This window comes from Thermoanaerobaculia bacterium, assembly GCA_035593605.1.
Lineage (GTDB): Bacteria > Acidobacteriota > Thermoanaerobaculia > UBA2201 > DAOSWS01 > DAOSWS01.
On record DAOSWS010000005.1, the window covers coordinates 58471 to 78328 of the forward strand.

General features: G+C 52.9%; 17 protein-coding genes. 3 read left to right on the forward strand and 14 right to left on the reverse strand.

The window, feature by feature from the left end; all coding sequences use genetic code 11:
* Positions 1–46: 46 nt before the first annotated feature.
* The 8 genes from PLD04_03610 to PLD04_03645 form a co-directional block, all read right to left on the reverse strand.
* Entirely contained in the window at positions 47–3247 is a 3201-nt protein-coding gene (locus tag PLD04_03610; protein ID HXK67404.1) for a S41 family peptidase, read from the reverse strand.
* A 92-nt stretch (positions 3248–3339) separates the two neighbouring features.
* Complete coding sequence (locus PLD04_03615; GenBank protein HXK67405.1) at positions 3340–3921, reverse strand: peptidylprolyl isomerase; 582 nt, start codon at positions 3919–3921, stop codon at positions 3340–3342.
* A gap of 250 nt (positions 3922–4171) precedes the next feature.
* Positions 4172–5095: a hypothetical protein gene (locus PLD04_03620; protein HXK67406.1), complete on the reverse strand. Its 924-nt coding sequence runs from the start codon at positions 5093–5095 to the stop codon at positions 4172–4174.
* Entirely contained in the window at positions 5082–5504 is a 423-nt protein-coding gene (locus PLD04_03625) for a hypothetical protein (protein ID HXK67407.1), read from the reverse strand. The genes PLD04_03620 and PLD04_03625 overlap by 14 nt, the downstream gene beginning before the upstream one ends.
* 180 nt (positions 5505–5684) lie before the next feature.
* Entirely contained in the window at positions 5685–6182 is a 498-nt protein-coding gene (locus PLD04_03630; GenBank protein HXK67408.1) for a TlpA disulfide reductase family protein, read from the reverse strand.
* Positions 6183–6216: 34 nt separating this feature from the next.
* A complete protein-coding gene (locus PLD04_03635) occupies positions 6217–6966 on the reverse strand; it encodes a TIGR01458 family HAD-type hydrolase (GenBank protein ID HXK67409.1) in 750 nt (249 codons plus the stop codon).
* Entirely contained in the window at positions 6950–7849 is a 900-nt protein-coding gene (locus PLD04_03640) for a hypothetical protein (GenBank protein ID HXK67410.1), read from the reverse strand. Before PLD04_03640 ends, PLD04_03635 begins: the two co-directional genes overlap by 17 nt.
* On the reverse strand, positions 7837–9681 hold the full coding sequence (locus tag PLD04_03645; protein HXK67411.1) for a M1 family metallopeptidase: 1845 nt from the start codon (positions 9679–9681) through the stop codon (positions 7837–7839). Before PLD04_03645 ends, PLD04_03640 begins: the two co-directional genes overlap by 13 nt.
* Positions 9682–9738: 57 nt before the next feature.
* Here PLD04_03645 and PLD04_03650 point away from each other — a divergent pair, with 57 nt between their 5' ends.
* Together PLD04_03650 and PLD04_03655 are read left to right on the forward strand one after the other, a co-directional pair.
* On the forward strand, positions 9739–10173 hold the full coding sequence (locus PLD04_03650) for an NfeD family protein (protein HXK67412.1): 435 nt from the start codon (positions 9739–9741) through the stop codon (positions 10171–10173).
* A 1-nt stretch (position 10174) separates the two neighbouring features.
* Complete coding sequence (locus PLD04_03655; GenBank protein ID HXK67413.1) at positions 10175–11125, forward strand: SPFH domain-containing protein; 951 nt, start codon at positions 10175–10177, stop codon at positions 11123–11125.
* 105 nt (positions 11126–11230) lie between these two features.
* Here PLD04_03655 and PLD04_03660 read toward each other — a convergent pair whose 3' ends face one another.
* From PLD04_03660 to PLD04_03675, 4 genes are all read right to left on the reverse strand, one after another.
* Positions 11231–12682: a nitronate monooxygenase gene (locus PLD04_03660; GenBank protein HXK67414.1), complete on the reverse strand. Its 1452-nt coding sequence runs from the start codon at positions 12680–12682 to the stop codon at positions 11231–11233.
* Positions 12683–12969: 287 nt separating this feature from the next.
* A complete protein-coding gene (locus tag PLD04_03665; GenBank protein ID HXK67415.1) occupies positions 12970–13407 on the reverse strand; it encodes a YciI family protein in 438 nt (145 codons plus the stop codon).
* Between the two features lie 155 nt (positions 13408–13562).
* Positions 13563–14438: an arginase family protein gene (locus tag PLD04_03670; GenBank protein HXK67416.1), complete on the reverse strand. Its 876-nt coding sequence runs from the start codon at positions 14436–14438 to the stop codon at positions 13563–13565.
* Positions 14439–14506: 68 nt separating this feature from the next.
* The gene (locus PLD04_03675; GenBank protein HXK67417.1) at positions 14507–15775 is read right to left on the reverse strand and encodes a transglutaminase domain-containing protein; all 1269 of its coding nucleotides are present in this window, start codon (positions 15773–15775) and stop codon (positions 14507–14509) included.
* Between the two features lie 118 nt (positions 15776–15893).
* Here PLD04_03675 and PLD04_03680 point away from each other — a divergent pair, with 118 nt between their 5' ends.
* A complete protein-coding gene (locus tag PLD04_03680) occupies positions 15894–17012 on the forward strand; it encodes a BamA/TamA family outer membrane protein (protein HXK67418.1) in 1119 nt (372 codons plus the stop codon).
* A 21-nt stretch (positions 17013–17033) separates the two neighbouring features.
* Here the strand turns inward: PLD04_03680 and PLD04_03685 are convergent, their stop codons facing one another.
* Positions 17034–18467 (reverse strand): sodium:solute symporter, encoded by a 1434-nt coding sequence (locus PLD04_03685; GenBank protein HXK67419.1) that lies wholly within the window; start codon positions 18465–18467, stop codon positions 17034–17036.
* Between the two features lie 31 nt (positions 18468–18498).
* Positions 18499–19836, reverse strand: coding sequence for a hypothetical protein (locus PLD04_03690; GenBank protein HXK67420.1), 1338 nt, complete (start codon positions 19834–19836; stop codon positions 18499–18501).
* Positions 19837–19858: the final 22 nt, after the last annotated feature.

The window sequence follows — 19858 nt, forward strand, 5'->3', positions numbered from 1 at the left end:
AGTCGATGCATACCGTTCACTCAGAAATACGATGGAATCGTCCTCCCTAAAATACGGGTCCGGGATTCGCCGCCACTTCCGTAAGGAGAACGTCGACCGCTTTATCCACCTGCAGATCCTTGTGATCCTTACCCCAGATTTCAGGAGGGTTCACTACGATGTAGTCGGGAACCGCCCCGTGGTCCTCCATGTTGATCCGGTCCTTGTATGTGTACCAGCCCCGTGTGGGGATCCGGAAATAGGAGCCGTCGAGCAGGGCTGTGCCGTCGGTGGAGATGACGGAGCCGTTGGTTTCGACACCGACGAGTTTGGCAAGTCCCAGGGTTTTGATTGCGTGGGAAAAGATCTCCGCGTTGGAAAAGCTGTCCTGGTTGCAGAGAACGATAAAGGGTTTTTTCCAGGTAAATATTTGTTTGCGTTCGATGTCAGGGTATCCCTTCCCGCCGCCGCGGGGAATCGTTACGGCATGGGGTTTCTGAGCCAGATGGTTTAATACCAGATCGGTTGTCCATCCACCGCCGTTATTTCGCACGTCGATCAGGATTCCGTCCTTGTCATAGGCTTCCGCATAGAGCTCGGCGCTGAAAAGGTCAAGATTATCCTGGTCCATGTAACGCATGGCGATATATCCAAGTTTCCCGCCGGATTTATCATGGACGTAGGCTCTCATCTGGTCGACGTAGTCCTGAAAGAGAAGTTCACGCAGAGCACCGGAGGAAATCGGGATGAATGCCATCATGAGTTCTTTCCCGTCCCGCTGAACGCCAAGGGCCACTCTCTGCCCGGCTGTTCCCTGGAAGGGATGGAAGAAATTGTCTTCGGCTGTGAAGGTGTGATCGTTGACTGAGGTGATTACGTCACCGGCCTTCAGGGGGGATACGGGATCATCTGCCGGAGATTTGGGAAGGACGCGAAGAATTTTGAACCCGGCACCCGAATACGCTGGATCAAGGTCGATCCCCAGATATCCAGTCCCGGGATAGGGACTGTCGTCATCCGGCGGATAGATACCCAGATGGGAAGCGTTAAGTTCCCCCAGCATATGCAGCATGACGGTGTCGAAGTCCCTTCGAGCCACGGCCTGTCGTGCCAGGGGAAGGTACTTCTCCAGCATCGCCTTCCAGTCCACACCGTGGAATTTTGGATCATAAAACCAGTTATTCAGAATCGACCAGCCCTCTTTGAACACTTCAGCCCGTTCTTCGGGAAGGTCGATCATCATTCCCGCTTTGAACGCGATCGATTCGTTTTTGGAACCGTCTGCGGAGATCTTGTTGATGGATCCGCCCTTGGCGAGAAAGTAGATGAAGCTGCCGTCCTTCGTGAAGGCCAGGTGAGACGGCTCTTTTCCTCCGTCGGTGAGTTTTTTCTCGTTCTTTCCGGTCCGGTCGATGATGTATAAATCCTTCTTGCCGTCGTTGTCGGAAACGTAGGCAATCTTTTTGCTGTCGGAAGAGATCGCAATGTCCGTCTCTTCGCCGGGAGTTTCGGTCAGCCGACGAACGCGTTTCCAGATATCGTCTTTGTCTATCTTCACTGTGACAGCGGGTTTTTCATCTTTCTTTTCCTTATCTTTATCCTTGTCTTTTTTCTTCTTGTCCGTTCCCTTTTCGTCGTCTTCTTTGGCAGGTTTGGACTTGGCGGCTTCTTCTTCATCCAGCCTCTGTTCTTCCGTCTTGATGTCTTCTTCCTTCGTCAGCCAGACGTAGAAGACATCGTATTTATAGCCATAGCGGTTTGAGATGAAAGCAAGGTACTTTCCGTCGGGGGACCATCGGGGTCTGGAGTCGTACGCGGGATGGCGGGTCAGGTTGAAGGGGGTTCCATCTCCCTCGACCGGAAGGATGAAGATATCTTCATTAAAATCATTGTCTTCACGTGAAAAGGCGATGAACTTTCCATCGGGAGACCACGAGAAGGTTTTCACGTTCCAGCCGTCGACGAGGCGCCGCTTGTTGGCTCCGTCCTTCCCCATCACCCAGAGTTCTCCCGTACCCACAACGTAGAGGATCTTCTCCCCATCGGGGGAAAGGAGAAAGGAATGGTCGTCGTGGTCTTCCTCGGTAAGCGCTGTGGTTTTCGTCTTCAGGGCGTAGGCCAGGCGGGGTTCTTTGGGATCATCCGAGGTCATGGCGTAGATGTTCTGGGAGCCCTCACGGTCCGAAACGAAGTAAAGGGTCTTTTCATCCGGGGAGAAGGCGACATCATCATCCCGGGTGGATGACGCGGTCAGGCGCTGGGTCTTCGCGTCTTCGAGTAGTCGTTCTGCAAAGATATCACCCCTCACGCTGAGTGCGATCTGTGTTCCTTCTTCTCCAATCGCAAAGGAAGAGGCCTCCGATGTGAAGGTTTTGTAGATCTGCGGATTTTCTCCCGGATCTCTTCCTACCGTGACGTTCAGGGGGCGGGTCTCTCCGGAAGCCGTGTCGAAGAGGTGGATCCCCCCTTCGTATTCATATGCGATGAGTGAGCCATTTCGCGCGATCCGGGGAAAGGTGATATCCCCCGTTGTATAAAAAGTTTTCTGTGTTGTGGTTCCTGACGCGAGATCCACAAACCATAGGTTGGACACGCGGTCGTGGTCGCTGATGTAATAGAACCCGGAGCCGTCAGGAAGCCACATGGCATGGACATCATCACCCTTCCAATCGGTAATTCGACGGTGGGTACCCGCGGATCGGTCCCACATAAAGATGTCCATCTGTGCAGCCCCCATGTATCCCTTGGTGAAGTAGTAATTGGTTCGGGGTACATAGGTGATGGTGGAGGAGGTCGGCCCATAGGTGGCATAGGCTCCGAAGTCCTGGAGAATTCGAAACGGAGTCCCGCCCCGGACATCGACTTCATAGAGGCTGGGCTGCCAGTGGTATCCGAAATCTCTCCAGGCATAAAAGAGCAGGTTCTTTCCGTCCGGAGACCAGTCGCAAAGCAGATCACGTGAAGAAGCAAAGGTGTGACGCTTCAGCTCCAGGCCTTCCCTGCTGATGGAGAAGAGATCGTCGTTCCCATAGCGATCGGATGAGAAAGCCAGGCGGGAACCGTCCGGGGACCATACGGGATTTGAATCGTACCCCGGGTTGGACGTCAGACGGACCGCCGTTCCACCTGCCGCATCCACGATCCAGAGATCACCCCGTGCGGAAAAGGCGATGGCCGTACCGTCGGGTGAGGGTGCGGGGAATCGAAGGTAGTCCGCGTAAGTTGCGGTAGAGAGAAATAGAATCACCAATGCCCTGAGTACATTCATGCAAAACCTCCTCTTTCAGGGAGTCGTCGACTCCTTCTGTTCAGGGTTATACGTTGAATAGGGGGCCGGGGTTCCGGCCACAGGATCGTCAACTATTGTGTAGCTGCCGCCTTTTTGGACACCGTTACCTTCTTGATGATGACCTGCTCCACGGGCCAGTCACTGTGGGGGCCATGGTTCCCGGTCTTCACCTTGGCGATCTTGTCCACGACGTCCATGCCCTCGACGACCTTACCGAAGGCCGCGTAGCCCCAGGTTCGTCCCGAGTCTTTGGACTTATGGTTCAGAAAGGTGTTGTCCACCAGGTTGATAAAAAACTGGCTCGTGGCGCTGTGAGGGTCATTGGTGCGAGCCATGGCGATCGTACCCCGGGCATTGGAAACACCATTGTCGGCTTCGTTTTTAATCGGAGCATGGTTTTCCTTTTCGACGCCCTTCAGGTCGAATCCGCCGCCCTGAATCATGAATCCATCGATGACACGATGGAAGATCGTATTATCGTAAAAGCCCTCCTTCGCATAGGTAAGGAAGTTCTTCACCGTTTCGGGAGCTTTATCGGGGTAGAGTTCGATGACGATGGTGCCCATACTGGTCTCCAGCGAAACTTTCGGGTTCTCGGCAAAGACGGCTCCGGCGACGAGAGAAAAGGCGAGGAGAAGCAGAAATACTTTCATGATGACCTCCAGAAATAGTGGATGGGGAATAGTGTATCACTTGTTGCCTGCAGGGGGAAGAAAGGAATGGTGTCCGACTGTTCTGTGGGGGAAATACCTGGACTATTTTTAGAACTGGCGGCAATCCTTTCAAGATTTGTCAACATTCAGTTTCCGACCCCGTTCTCTACTCAGACCCTTCTACAAGGATTAACCTTCCTCACCTGACAGTTCCACAGTCATAGCGAATGTTCCTGAGAATTGCTGACGGTTATGGTTTATGGAAGGGTATATCGTGCTTGTGATTGACCAGTTGGAATACAGATATGTGTGGATCATAGGGAATATATAGAAACGCATATACTCGATCTTCTTGAGAGTTATACACCAATCTTGACCCACTCATGTCATCTTTGGACTGCACAATCTCGATTAAATACTCCCAAGAATAGTTATGAAAGAGAAGAAGATGCAAAGTTGTGACGTATAGGATACCTCCGTGTGCTGGTGAAAACACGCTTGCGAAATACTGATTGATAGGCGTACTCGGAGGATCAATTTCTGTCCATGTTGCTCCATCCCACATCCAGACATCAAATGCAGTGGGACCTCGTGGCAGAATGCATTTGTCAATAATGGGATCGTAGGAAAAAGCGGGATTTTCAGGTATTATAGTATCGAGATAGGTTGTAAGTATGGAAAGATCGTACTCCCATGTTTGGTAATAACCTGAATAGCCCATTCCGGGAAGAATATATACACCTCTATTTGAATCATATGCTACTACTTGTCCGCTTAGAGATAATTCCTCATGCAGTATCCAGTTCAATGCCTCATAATCCCAAATTAATACGTGGGTTTTAGCAATGGGATAAAGAGGACGTGAGCGGAAATCTACCATTGTCTGAAGCGTGGGATCAAAGAACATAGACATATCCAGCATGTCGTATCTGACAGAACCGCTATTCAATAGTGTCAACCTTCTTCCTTCCAGCATCCATGTGTCCACTCCGTCTGTACCATTCTGCACAGTAAGAATAAAGTGATTTTGGGCGGGATTAAACGCAACATGAAATCTGCCTGACTTCACCATGGAATCACTTCCGAATGTGGTTACCTGCTCCCATTTCCATTCAGCAGACAGGAAGGTAGAGGCTAATAGGAGGATGATTAACAGAATCTTACGGTTGAGCATTCTCTTCCTTTTTCCGTTTCCTATATTCTAGCCAAGATGTAACCCAGTATATGACTGCAGTGATACCCAAGATGCAGTAGAAAATCGGATTCAGCAGTGCTCCGTCTATTATCTGAAGGTTTTGAAACATTATAAGAAAGGCTATGGAAAAGAATATAGCACCTAATAAGTAGAAGGAGAGGAAGTTACCTTCACTGATATCCCCCCAATAGCGAAGAGGGAAATATAGCATCAGGTAAATTCCTGCCATGATGATAAACCCACCATACGGGGTTGACCCAGTAACCATCTCTTTAGGAACAATGTTCATCCAGTGCAGAATCATCAGTGCCAGCCCTGGGTAACAAAGGACAAGACAGAAAATCAGGATTATTCGAACTTGTTTGTGGGTATGAATTTCTTCTCCCATGGCAGGTCAATGATATCAGAGTCTCGTTTTTGATCTACAATTCCGGCGACACGATACCTATTTCTTGGATTTTCTTCCTGTGGCTATTGCTGGGTCTCTTCGAATCCAGTTTCCATGGTTGGGGTTCATCCTGCAGTTTACTAATCTGGCTGCCCCGCTGGAGTGCTGGATCTCCTGATTTCAGACGGTGGTCTTCTTTGACTCCAGGTGGCGTTCGATCAGGTAGACGAGCTGGTCTTCCATCGTCGAGTCATAGCCGGAGAAGGTCATGATCAGAGAGCCCTTTGAATCCTGAACAAAGGTCGTGGGCAGGCTCTCAACACCTGCGGAGGAACTTCCCTCCATCAATCGATAGGCAGGCAGGGCTTCCAAGTCCTTCTTTTTAAGAAATTTCGTCACCACGGAAGATTTCGCGTCAAGACTGATGGTGATGAGCCGGACACCCCGGTCCCTGTAACGTTCGGCCACCTTCATCAGGACCGGAAGCTCCACACGGCATGGAGGGCACCAGGTGGCCCAGAAATTTACGATGGTGATCGTTCCCTGGAGATCCTCCAGCCGGTAAGTTTTCGTACCGTCCAGGTTGATCAAACGCATGCCGTTCAGGTTTGACGAAGCGCACAGGGAGGAAAATACGAGGAAAATCGAGAGTGTAATCAGAAGAATACGATGACGCATGGAGGAATTATAGCACGGGGCCATTTGCGCGGAGTCAGCCCAGAAGGTCGACGATTCCGCCTACCGTGGGAATCACATGGTCCGGCCGGACTCCAGATTTTATTACGCGTTCCTCCCTGTATTTCCCGGTCTTGACAAGGATGCCGGTCATCCCCAGCCGCTGTGCGGCGCCTACATCGCTTTCGATATCGTCCCCCACCATGGTGGTAGTCTCCGGCGTTCCTCCGAGGAGGTCCATTGCGATTTTGAAATAGTCCGGGGAAGGCTTTCCAACGATTCGAGCTTCTGTCTGCGAGGCATATTCAAGGAGGGAGACATAGCCGCCCAGATCCAGATGAAATCTTCCGCCCGCCTGCCAGTATCGATTCTTATGGAGGGCGATCAGAGTGGCTCCTTCGAAGAGAAGGTGAAAAATTTCTGTCAACCTCTGATGAGTAAAATCGCTTTGCAGATCGGCCAGTACAACCACCTCCGGAGGATCGGTTTCGCAGATCCCTGAAAAATCGGGTCTGAGGTTGTCCGGGATATAGAGCCTGCATCGCTTTCCATTTTCGAGCAGGAGCTGCCTTGCGACACGTCCGGGCGTCACGATACGATCACGGGTAATGCCCGGATCGATCGGCCTCAGACGTTCCAGGATCTGCTCCGTGGAGTAAAGGGTTGTATTGGTCAGATAGAGAAAGGAAATACCTTTCTTTTTGCAGGCGGCAATGGCATCCTTCGAACCGGGAATCGGAGCCCAGTCCTCCAGGAGTACGCCGTCGATGTCAAAGAGATAGTTCATCCAGAGAGCGGAGAAAGGTCAAACCCTTCCACCATGCCAGGGTCATCCATATCCTTAGAATCATGAAGACCTCCTGTCCTGCAAAGCCAAATCCCGTCATTTCCAGAAGCTCCCGGCTGAGGGACCAGAGGATGTGGAGACCTGTCACCAGAAAAAGAATTGTGGCCAGGTAGAGGAGGGCCGAAGGGAAACGGCGAAAGGACGTTGCGATTCCATCCACGGCCGACACCCAGAATCCGTGGCTGTCGGGAGAGGCAATCGCCACGCGGGCAAAATCGAGTATGATTTTCAGCCATAGCATCAGGAGGAGGAAGAGAATCACGGGAATCCAGTGGAAGATGAGGTAGAGGAATTCCGTGGGTGCCGGGTCAAAGAGGTTTGAAATCAGTTCTCCGCCCCGGATCAAGACAATCTGGTAAAGAAGAATCAGAAGAAAGAGCTGCAGCAGAAAAATGAGAAAATATGACGGAAAGAGACGCATGCAGTCACACCCGAAGTCCTTCAGGTTGAGCCGGGTTCCACGTTGCCAGTGTCCGAGGATTCCACCAAGAATAAGGGCCCAGAAGATAAGGTAGAGGACTACGGTCACCGCTATGGAAGAAGGAATGGTTCCGTTGCGGAAAAAATCCCCGAGTACCTGCAACCCCTCAAAGGAGAGAAACTGCTGGAGAGGTTCCAACGACCCCAGTGCCTGTGGATCCCTGTCCATCATCAGGGAAAGGGTGTCACCGTTGACCTGGGTTCCCGGGTGGGGAGCCAGAGTGTGATGGGCGTAGGCGTTCCAGAGGAGTGCGGGTACGGCGGCCAGGAGGATGTTACCCACAAGGACCAGGAGGATGAAACGGACTTTGAATGCCAGGAGGATCTCTCTCAGAATACGCATGAGGCAACCTCCATGACGTTCTGGACGGTAAAGAGGATCCAGCGGGTAAAGGTGAAGCCTGCAATTCGAGCCGGTCGGAACCTCTGGGAATTGTTGAGAGGATTATCATCCAGAAAGAGTATTCCGTCCGGGTCGATTTCGACACTGTGAAACGTCGCGTCGCTGTTGAGGCGATACCGTATCCACCGTGCCTGTCCGTTCCACCGTTTCTTAATTCTTCGTCCGTCCGAGAGCGTGAAGGTGATGTCCACGGGTAATGTGATATCGCCCGTTCTCACAATCAGGGCTTCCGTCGGTTTCAGATCTTCCACCCGGAGATCAAACCCGTTCCTTGAACTCACGAGGGTGCGGAACAGTCTCGCCCACGAGTTTCCGGCCTTTTCTCCAACGATCCGGATGAAATCTTCCGGCGCAGGATGGGAAAAAGCGTAGCGTTGCGCGTAGGTGGAAAGAATGTCGATCATTACCTCTTCGCCTGCGAGGTTTTCAAGGGTCCGCAGGGCCATGGCCGGACGATTGTAAGCATTGGCACGGTAGGAAGGCCAGTTGGCCATCCTGAATCCTGAGGTGTCCATCGTGTCGGTTTTCGGATCTTCGTAATATCTGGAATTGATACGCCGGAAAGGGTGCATGGGAAAGGCAGAAAAGGATACGGGGAATTCCCAGATTCTCAATGCGGGGGTGAGTTCCGGTTTCAGGCTTTCCATCAGCCGGGCTGAGGTGTAGGTTGTCAGTCCTTCATCCAGCCAGGGATGTTCCACCTCATCTGAACCCACGATGCCATAGAAATATTGATGTCCGAACTCATGGGCCACGACATAGGCAGGATCCAGGTTTCCTTCCGACAGAAGATGACGGGTGGCGGCAATGATCATGGTCGGATATTCCATTCCGCCGCTGCCCCGTGTCGCGTGCCAGGGAGGAACCACAATGGAGAAGTGATCGTATGGATAGGGACCGACCCAGCGTGCATAGTGATCCATGCTGGCTTTGATGGCCCGGATGTACTCCTCCTCCTGGTAGCGGTACTCTCCCGGCATCAGGAGGGTGATTAGAATTGAATGCCCGGATAGGGGGGCATACTCGAGGGAGGTGGTTTCCAGACCCTTGCCGCATACCCATGCAAAATCATGGATGGAATCCTGGGCGATGGTGACAAGTTCCAGCCCGGACTCCCCTGAACTCCGGCCGGTCACCTTTCCGGTAGCCGCCAGAACGTAGTCTCTGGGGATCTGGAGTGAAACCTGATAATCGGCATAGTCAGCAAAGAATTCGGTGGAAATATGGTACTGGTGACAATTCCATCCCTGATCTGAGAATACTCCCATTTTGGGGTACCACTGGGTGACCTGAAAATAGTCCTTTGCGTACCCGGAACGAAGGAGAATGGATGGCAGGACTGCGGTCCACTTGATATGCAGGGAAATTGAATCTCCAGGCAGAACCGGACGGGGAGGGATGACTTCCATGACGGTTCGATCCGCTGGATTTCCATCGTCGGGTGAAATGAAACTGTATTCGAGGGGGTCGCCTTCCGTCTGTCGAACCTCATGAAGATCAATCCTGCCAAACCTTACGGCTCCGTGAGCTCTCATGTCCAGCCATGAGCCAGCCTCGACAGCCATGGTCGATTCGCCGTCGGCAAAGGCGTTCAGGTAGAGGTGAAGTCGAAGCGTTCTTGCCGGAATTGTGGCTGTGTTTGTCCAGACAATCTCTTCGTCGCAATCGAGACTATGAGAATCGACGTCGAGCCGGGCGTGAATCTCGTACGAAAGCGGGAGGATGCTGGACGCGGCCATAAACAGGAAAAGAGAGAATAGAGCCCGTACCATAAGCGTAGTGTAACACATGGAGTGCAATGATCGTGGAAAAATTTCGGAGGTGAATTCATGAACTACACCCTTTGGGGCTGGTTGATCCTGGCCGCGCTTTTCTTTGTCGCGGAGATGTTCACGGCCGGGTTCTTTCTTGCCTGCTTTGCCGTTGGATGCCTGGGGGCGGCGGGATTGGGAGCCCTGGGAGTCGGGCTCTGGTGGCAGGTCGGCGCCTTTGCCGTTCTTTCGTTGATCACCTTCTTCTTTACCCGACGGATTGCGGAGAGGGTCACCGGTGATCAGCCGATGGGAGTTGGCATTGACCGTGTCCTGGGTAAGCAGGGGCTGGTCCTCGAGACGATTGACACCGTGAGGGCAAAGGGAATGGTCCGTGTCGATCGAGAAGAGTGGCGCGCAATTACTGAAGATGGGAGTGTGATCGAAGCTGAATCGGTCATTCGGGTTACCGGCGTTGACGGTACCAAGCTTGTTGTCAAAAAGGAGGAATAAGATGCCTGTCATTTTCGCGTTTGCCCTATTCGTCATTTTCTTTGTCATGATGGGGGTCCGGGTTGTGAAACCCTTCCAGAAGGGTGTTGTAGAAAGGCTCGGGAAGTACAGGAGAACCGCACATCCGGGAATTACACTGCTCATTCCGATCTTTGACAAAATGCATAAGATAGACATGCGGGAGCAGGTGGTGGACGTTCCGCCCCAGGAAGTCATCACGAAAGACAACGTTGTTGTAACCGTGGATGCCGTGGTCTATTACGAGGCCACCGACCCGGTCAAGCTGGTGTATAACGTCGCGGATTTTTATATGGCGGCTACAAAACTTGCCCAGACCAACCTTAGAAATGTTGTGGGTGATATGGAACTGGATCAGGCCCTCACCAGCCGGGATGCGATCAATACGAAACTGAGAGAAGTCCTGGATGACGCCACCGATAAGTGGGGAACCCGGGTTGTACGCGTCGAGATTCAGCGTATCGATCCTCCGGGAGATGTCACCCAGGCCATGCACCGCCAGATGAAGGCCGAGCGGGATAAACGTGCCCAGGTTCTCGAAGCGGACGGTGAAAAACAGGCGAAAGTCTTGCGTGCTGAGGGAGAAGCCGAAGCCATTCGAAAGGTCGCAGAAGCCAACCGTTTCAAGCTCCTTACCGAAGCCCAGGGTGAAGGGGAGGCGATCACGACGGTTTTTTCTGCTATTCGAAAGGCGGAACCCGATGACAAGCTGATTGCGATCCGCTATCTCGATGCCCTGAAGGTGATCGCGGATGGAAAAGCCAATAAGCTTTTTCTCCCCTATGAAGCTTCAGGGATCCTGGGAGCCCTGGGAGGAGTCAGGGAGATTTTTAAGGACCAGGATGAAGGAATGCCGACTCCTCCTGTACCTGAAAATAAGGGACAGCGTCAGAAGAAAAGCAGGGAAAGCTACAATTTCGAAGGGGAAAGTTGATTCAATCGTCAGGCAAACACCGAACGGGGCCGCCGTGTGCGGCCCCGAATCGTTTCTGCCTGCCGAATGGTTAAGAAGGAGAATTGCCCGTCCGGGAATTCGGATTTATTCTTTACCCGCCTGAATCGGGTAGGGGGATAGAAGAAAGTCAATTACATCAGAGGCGGAATATGTGTATTCGCCGGGCCGGACAAGTTGCTGAATACTGGAAAAATCTTCTCCGCTCGTAAGCAGGGGAAGCTCGTCCTTATGGTCTTCCCGGACCTGTGCCATTCCAATGTTGGCCATGAGGCCATTGCAAAGGCACTTTCGTCCTACCGTATCTTCTCGCCTCCCTCCCTTGCGGACATAGGACTCAGGATCTTCGGCCGGGCAGCGCCATACCAGCGTTCCATCCGGAAGCTCGATGGCCTCCCGGAGGTAGCCCAGATCGCAATGACGATAGCGCTTCTGGTAGATGTTTGATTCAGAGAGGGTACCCTTCAATACGAGAACTTTAAAGGGAAAGCCTGCCGGGGATGCGATAGGATCCGTAAAGACCCGGAGTTGTCCCTGAAGGGCTCTCTGTATGATGTCGCGTTTAAGATCTTCTCGTAAACCGGACTCCTCACAGAACGCAAAGAGAAGACCTACCTGAACTCCACTGGCACCTGCAGCGGTGGCTTCCTGAAGTTTTCGCGGGCTTCCGTAGGAACCGGCAAGCCAGAAGGGAAGTTCCAGAGACTGGATCGCTGTGAGGTCGATTTCATCCCGGACCCCGTATACGGGCTCACCCTCAGAACTGAGCTTTGGATGGCCTCGCGGCGGAGCGTTATGACCACCCGCTGAGGGCCCCTCAATGATCAAGCCGTCCACCTTGCCCGAGCATTTTTTTATCAGCATGTTGGCCAGGGTGACCGAAGATAAAATGGGGAAAAACCCGGGGCGTCGTAAAGAAGGCACAGGACCGTCGAAGAAGCGTTTCGGATCAAACGTCATGGTGTGTTTCTGTTCGCCCTCCGCACCCCTGACAGTAAGTTCCAGGCTCGCTGACTCCAACCGGCACAGGTTATCCAGGATCCCGGGAATTGCAACAGGAATTCCGGCACCCACGATGATATAGTCAACCCCTGCCAGAATGGCTCCGTAGAGGGAGGGTAACAGCGGTGTCTGAATCTTGTTCAGATAGTTGATCCCCACAACGCCATCATGACCCTCTTTTGCGAGATAGACCTCCACAAAGTTTGCGGCAACCAGTAACTCCTCCAGGTGACGGCCAGGTTTAAGACCCACCATGGGTTTGCCTGCAAAAGGTTGATCGGGAGCCTTCCCTCCGGGAATAAAATATTGATCGAGGATGCGCCGGGCCACATTGGGATCCGGAAGAGCGGAGAGGGCACGGCGCATATGACCGCCAGGGTCGCCTAACTGGAGGCGCCGGGTCAGGATTAGATCGATTACCGTTCCTGAAACCACACCCAGCTGACCTCGCATGGAAACCGCACGGGCGAGCTGCCAGTTTGAAACTCCCGCCCCCATCCCCCCCTGAATGATTCTCGGGAAAATTCTGTCTACCATAGACAGGGATTGTCGATACCCGGAGTGTTCGCTTCGACCGTTCTTCTGCTCAAGCGAAAAAATTTAATGGATTGTGCAGATTCCTTTTGAATACAGACACAGTCCTGTCGTGTACAAAGGATCGTGGGGACATTTCGGTGAGTGCACCTCCCATACCGTAACATGGATTCAGTCTACCGATGGGAGTGCAAGAAGTCAATCTGTGATTGAATTTCAGGGCCAGGGTTCGCCTCCTGAGGTCCATTATTTCTGGCTAATTCAGATGATGTTAATGGAGTCCTTTTCTGTCAGTCCTGAAGACTCCCCTTCACCGGCGTGCCCATGAGGGCGACCCTGTAAGGGTGGAGTCTGGCGAGAAAAAGGCCGCTTTTCACCGCAGGATCTCCCTCCATGATGGACCGGGCTTCCTCTTCGGTCTCGACGTTCAGAAGAACCAGCCCCATCGACTCCGCATCCTGTGTGCGTCCTGCGAGAATTAAAAGCCCCGCGGCCTGGAGTGACTTAAGGTAGGTCACATGCTGTTCCACGGTCTGGATCTGAGATTCGGTCCATGCCGACTCGTCAAGGGGGTCAACCGTGGAGGAGAGCACGATAAGGTACTGGATGGGAGGCCTTTCGGCTTCACCTTTTACAATACCCGGCTTTGAGTCCGGTGGGGAGTCGATGCATAACAGCGGAAACGTAACCATCAGGATAAAAAGAAAAATGAATGTTGCTCGCAGCATGTCCATAATCTCCCGTAGTGAAAATTCAGTTCTGCGCTTCAATGAAAGGTAACTTACCTGAATCCTTAATATTACCACTTGCAGGTGTTTCTATCGGCTCGAAATTGAATCATGGAAGGGCGCGTGGATCAAAGGACCCGGAAATGGATCCCGTGTCAGTGTCGAAGAGTCCCGATAGCTCGTGAAAGCAGGTTGGAAATCTGAATTCCTGCCTTCAGGTTACTGTCCATCCTGGGGTGATAGCAGGTCACATCCATGCCGAGAACTCTTCCCGAGCAGAGAATTATTTTCATAAAGGTTTCGGCTTCGTCAAAGGAAAGCCCATCAAGCTCCGGAAAGCAGACCGGGACCAGCCGGGGGTCCAGGACATCGACATCGAAGTGAAGCCAGATATTTTCGTTTTTGTTGGAAAGGAAATCCAGTGCCCTTTCAGCGGCTACCTCAACACCATCCATTTTCATTCTGGCACGGTCTAGAACGGCAATGGAAGTACGGTCGACAAGATCTCTCTCCCGGATTCCGGCAATCACGATGTCACTGTCATCCAGCAGAGGGAAGTGACCCGGCCAGAGATGGCTCTTCGCCGGACCTCTTCCCGTAAGTAAGGTGGTGATAAGTTCTGCAGCCTCTCCCGAGGGGGAGAGATCCGGCATTCTGCAATCAGCATGAGCGTCAAAATAGACCAGTCCCGGTTTCCGATCCAGGAGAGCCAGGCCGGCTATGATGCCGTAGAGAATAGCGCAGTCGCCTCCCAGAATGAGAAGAAAGTCATCTTTTTTCATCAGACGGGACGTTTCCTTGGCCAGATGTTGCGAAAATTTTTTCCATGCGCTGACGTGGAGGATTCTGGAATCAGGATCCCTGAATCCATCGCACTCCGGAACGGAGAGGTCTCCTTCGTCAATCACCGTAAGATCTTCTCTCTCGAGGTATTTCAGAATACCTGCCTCACGGAGTCCATACGCTGGATTTTCCTCCCTGGGTGATGTTCCATCACTGTTAAAGGGTGCGCCAAAGACTCGAACCTTCATGATCGCCTCTCCTCGGTTGAATTTCAGCCTGATCCCTGTCTATATTGTGCCCGCGGCCTGGTTTGAAGTCAACTTCCGCCGGACGGATAGGTCAATAGAGCTTCGTAGAGATTCCCGGGACGAAACTTCGCATAAACCGTAACGTCGCCGGAAGTGAGGCGGACTTTCCCCTCGAAGAGTTCTCCACGCTGAACCAGAAAATGCCGTTTTGCCCCGGAAAGGACGATAACTTCCATGGCTTCGGGAATAAAAATCTTGAAGTTTTGAGTTGTGTGGCCTGCCAGAGGAGCAAAGAAAGGAGAAATCAGCCGGGCCGCATGGGTGTGAAATGGCTCGAAATCCAGGGGAAAACGGCGATCTGCTGGTTTATCCGGGGAGGCTTCGATCCGGTAGTCCAGGGTCCATTCAAGGATACCGGAACTGTCCCGGGGGCGTGAGAAGATGCGCAGGGTAAATACTCCGACATGAGGGGGGAGAACGTGAATATCGTAGCCATCCCGGTTCCTCTGAGAAAAGATGTACCCTCGAGCCACTTCCCGATCTCCGGAGAGAAGAGAAGAAGTCAGGATGATTTCTTCGGGTACGCGAAGGTGTAATAAGAGCTGGTCCGAAACGCGGAGACTGGCTGAAGTATGACTGTCCAGTTCAATCCCGTAATGAAATAAAGGTGGTTTGACATAGACAAAGCGCTCAAACTCCTCCCTTGTCACGGGGGGAGTAAGGAGCTGCCATGCCGGATCTTCGGGAAAGTGGGTCAGGATGAGGGCTTCCGGTCTGGCAAGAAAATAAAAATCTTCAAATCTCCGAACATAGGTTCCCGTTTCATCCAGATACCCCGATCCCCATGTGACATCGATGAGCTTCCAGGCTCCATCGATTCGAACGGCATTCCAGGCGTGGTTGGTCTGGTCTTGCGTGGATTGTCCGACCTGGTATCCGTACCCCTTGGAGAAGCCTCGGATCGTAACGGCCTCCAGTCCTGCCTCCGTCGCCAGGCGCTCAAAGAGATTTGCAAAACCTCCACATACAGCTTTGCGCGTCTTCAAAACATCCTCAGCAGACACAGGCAATCTCTGTGAATGTAACAATCCCTCCAGGTCATAGGAAAGGTTGTTCGTGATCCATGTGTAAAGGGCCCGGGCCTTTTCATTGTCGTTTTTTGCCGGAGTGATCAGGTAGAAAGCAAGGCTGTCAATTCTCCGGGTAACTTCGGGGGGAGTCCCGGCGGCCCACTGGTCGATCGCCTGATACTCTCCGGCAGGAAGAGATCCTCCCCACATGATGATCAGGAGGATCATTCCTCTCAGGATGTAGGACATCGTCTTTTCCGCCTGCATTCGCACCTCTGTTCCTGCATTACTCTTTCCCGGATTGACATTGAAATGTCCGGGAAAAGAAATCTGTTATCATCCGCAAGTTCTTAATGAGCCAAGTTCAGAAAGTGAGGTTCTTTTCATGAAGATTATACGGTACACCCCCCTGGCCTGGTTTCTTGCCCTTCTGCTGGGGCTGCCTTCCCTGCCGGTCCTGGCCGGGATGTCCGACCCTGCTGAAGAAGAAATCACGGAAGAAAAGAGTTCAAGCTGGATCGTTCTGCCTGTCCTTTTTCGTACTCCCGAGACGGGTTTCGCGGCAGGGGTCATGGTAAACCACATCTTTCGCCTCTCACCCGCATACACGGACGGAAAACCCTCCTCTATGTTACCCATGGTCATTTACACGGAAGAGGAGCAGATGATCGCCCAGATGTTTGCGAATCTTTACCTGGCCAATGACGCTTATTGGATCAGGGGGCATGTCGGATATTATGATTTTCCCTCCCTGTTTTACGGGATCGGAAATGATACGGAGGAAACGAACGAAGAAGAATATACCTACCGCACTCTTCGGCTGGAGATGTCTTTTCAAAGGAGATTCGCGGACGATCTCTATCTGGGCCTGGGGTTCGATTTCAAAGATCACGAACTGCTGGATGTTGAGCAGGGGGGCATTCTGGATCAGGGGGATATCCCCGGTTCGAATGGTGGAACCATCGGTGGGCTTCTTGCCCTGATGACCTATGATTCCCGCGATCATCACTTCTTCCCCTCCCGGGGCTTCCATGTCGAATTTCGTGCGGGACTTTTCGATTCGGCTCTGGGAAGTGATTTTCATTACCAGGAGTACAGGCTGGATGCCAGATCCTATCAAACTCTCGCGCCAAGGCATGTCCTTGCACTGCAGCTCTTTTCGCAAAGTCTCCATGGTTCTGCTCCATTCCAGGAGTACGCTGAAATCGGTGGCCAGTTCCTCCTGAGAGGAATCTATGGAGGACGGTTTCGAGACAGGGCATCCCTGGTCGTTCAGGCGGAATATCGCCTTGAACTTGGAAAACGGTGGGGTCTTGCGGCCTTTGCCGGTGCGGGCAGGGTGGGGGAAGATCCAGGAGATCTGTTCTCCGGGGATTTAAAGATCGCAGGAGGAGGCGGAGTCCGTTACATGGTGAATCGGAAAGAACGAATGTATCTCCGCCTCGATGTCGGATTCAGTGAAGACGATACCGGTGTCTACCTCTCGATCGGCGAGGCCTTCTGAATCTTTATCCCGATTCCCGCATCATTCCGGTTTTCCGGGGGCGATCAGGGAAATCACCGGGCAGGCCAAAAGGGAGATCATCATTCCGATCGTTCCGGCTTCGGGTGACGGCATGCCCTGAAAATAGAGGATCAGGCAGGTAGCCAGGGCCGCCAGGGAACCCAGGGTGGCTCCTGCACGGCTTGTTTTTTTCCAGAACAATCCCCAGAGAAAGGGCCCCAGGAAGGCCGACCCGATGGCGCCCCAGGAAATCCCCAGGATCGCAACAATGGTTGCGGGCCGCATATAGGCAAGGAGAACGGAAATCAGAATAAAAAAGGCGCTGGCTGCTCGCATGAGGCGGGTCAGGGACCGGTCGGATACCTCAGGATTCACGAATCCTGCATAGATGTCTTTGGCGACGGATGAGCTTGAAATCAGGACCAGCGCGGCGAGAGTGGACATCGATGCGGAGAGGATCAGAAGAAGAATCACGACGGAGAGGGAAGGATGGATGACGTTGGCGAGCAGTTCCGGCATCAGAGCGTCATATACGGGTTTCCCTTCTGCAAAGGCAGCGGGGGCGGTTTCCGGGCTGAGCAGGACCCGGGTTGTTGCCCCGGTAAAGTAGGCAACGCCGCATACCAGAAGGGCAAAGGCGGTGGAAGCCGACATACCAATCCGGATCGCCCGTTCGTCCCGAATGGCGTAGAATTTCTGAATCAGCTGAGGCATGGCCATGGGGGCCACGCTTGTAAGAAACACAAGGGCAAAGAGCGGCCAGATGCCCGGAGGTCCCACCCATGATGAAAGGTCAGGATGGATGGCGGTCAGGGAAGAAGTTATCGATGCTACGCCCCCCGATTTCTCCACGGTACTCCAGAGAAGCACCAGTACACCCACAGACATGATCATCCCGAAGATGACATCGATCATCGTCATCGATCGGTATCCCCCGAGGACGAGGTAGATGGCGGTAAAGAGCCCCATGGAAATCATGGCCGCCCCATACTCGATTCCGAAGGTCGAGGTGAAGAGAAATCCCAACCCGATAAAAACCGCCGCACTGTAGGGAACGAAAAAGACAAAGATACAGAGCGGAGAATAGAGTTTTAGAAACCGGCTCTGGTACCGCTTTTCGAAGAACTCGGGCATGGTTGTGACGCCGTATTCCGATACCATCCTGCGGACGCGGGGAGCGATGGCCCACCAGACGAGAAGCACCCCGATAAGCGTATTGCCCAGGGCGATCCACAGGCCGGAATATCCGAAATTCCATCCGATTTTCCCGGCGAAGCCGATGAAGAGTACGGCGGAAAAATAGGCGGTTCCATAGGTGAAGGCGGTCATCCATGGTCCCACCTTCCCGCCTCCAAGAAAAAAGTCGGAAAAGGTGCGGGTTTTTCTCAGTCCCATGATCCCGATTACGATAATCATGAGGGCGTACACTGCAAGGACGATCACTTTCAGGGCCATGGGGCACTCCTTAGCGGAAGGGTATGGATGCTTAGAATTTCAGGAGACATTCAAAACGGAACCAGTCGTACCCGTCGGCGTCCTGGAAATAATAGTTGCCGGGGGAGAATCGTTCCCACAACAGGTGGCCGGTAAGATTCCGGGAAAAGGTCAGGTTAAGCTTTGTAATGAAAAGATCACCGCGCGTATGTCCCGAGCCCCCGGGAAAGGCCTGATCGGGTGGCGCATCTTGCGGCGCGCGGAGATGGTGATAGGTGAAATCCAATCGGGCCCGGGGCGTGAGTGAGAAGGTCAGTGAACCATAGAGGGAGGCAAAGTTGCTCCAGTAAGCCACCCGGCCGTTGTATTCCCGAATGAACGTGTAGATATAGGATTCACTCCACTTCGGCCAGCGGCTGAAGATTGGATCCCAGCCCTCCCAGTCCGCTGTGGCAGGATCGTCACCGGACAGATAGATCAATCCAAGGGAGAGCCTGGATGGCCGGATTCCCTTCCTTCCCGTATCCCACATGAGAGTGGAATAGCCCCCATAGGCTTTACGGTCCTGCTCTCCCAGAGACCCAAACTGGGCGGCCGTCTCGGTCGTCCATGACAACGAGGAAGACAGGGGATGAATCCACCGAAGGCCTAATGTGGAAAAATCAGAAGAGAGGGTGTCCGGTTTCCCCTCATCCACCCATTTCTGGATCAGGTACCCTTCCAGCTTTCCATTAGCCAGGGTTCCAGAATAGTAGGCGCCCAGACCGCGCTCCGGCTGCTCAATCAGAGGTTGGTCCTGCTCATTCAGCAGAGGCAGCTGATCGTCGGTTTCGGTCTGATCCATGTAGAAAAAGGTCAGGGTGTGGTTACCCTTCTGATCAAGGTGCGCATCGACCCTGGCCGCATTGAAGTAGATCGATCGAGAGCCGTCGAGGGGATGGCCGTCCATGACCACAAACCCCTCTCCAAGAATGAGATTCTGCCTTCCCAGCGTCAGGGTGAACGGCAAACCGGAGGGCCTGTTCCAGCGGGCGTACAGGTTGTCAATGAAAATCTCATTGAACGTGAAATCGCGGTTGTCGGGTTTTATGTAATACCGGAATTCGTTGGTTACCTTCAGGAGAAACTCAAACTTCTCCGACGGCTTCCAGCGGCCCGCAAGGCTGGTAAGGGTCCGCGTGAAGGCCGTATCGCCCTTGGCGCCGGAGTCCAGCATGACCGCATTATCCCAGCGGGTCAACCGTACACGTTCCACCAGGTTCAGGGTGAAGGTCGGCGAGGAATAGAGTGCGGGCGGAGCCTCCGCCGTGAGAAGTGCAGGAATCATACCCAGAAAAAGAGTCGGAAAAATAAGGCATATCTTGTTAAATATCAGTTCTTTAATTTTCATGTGAAAACCGTAACATAGCCTT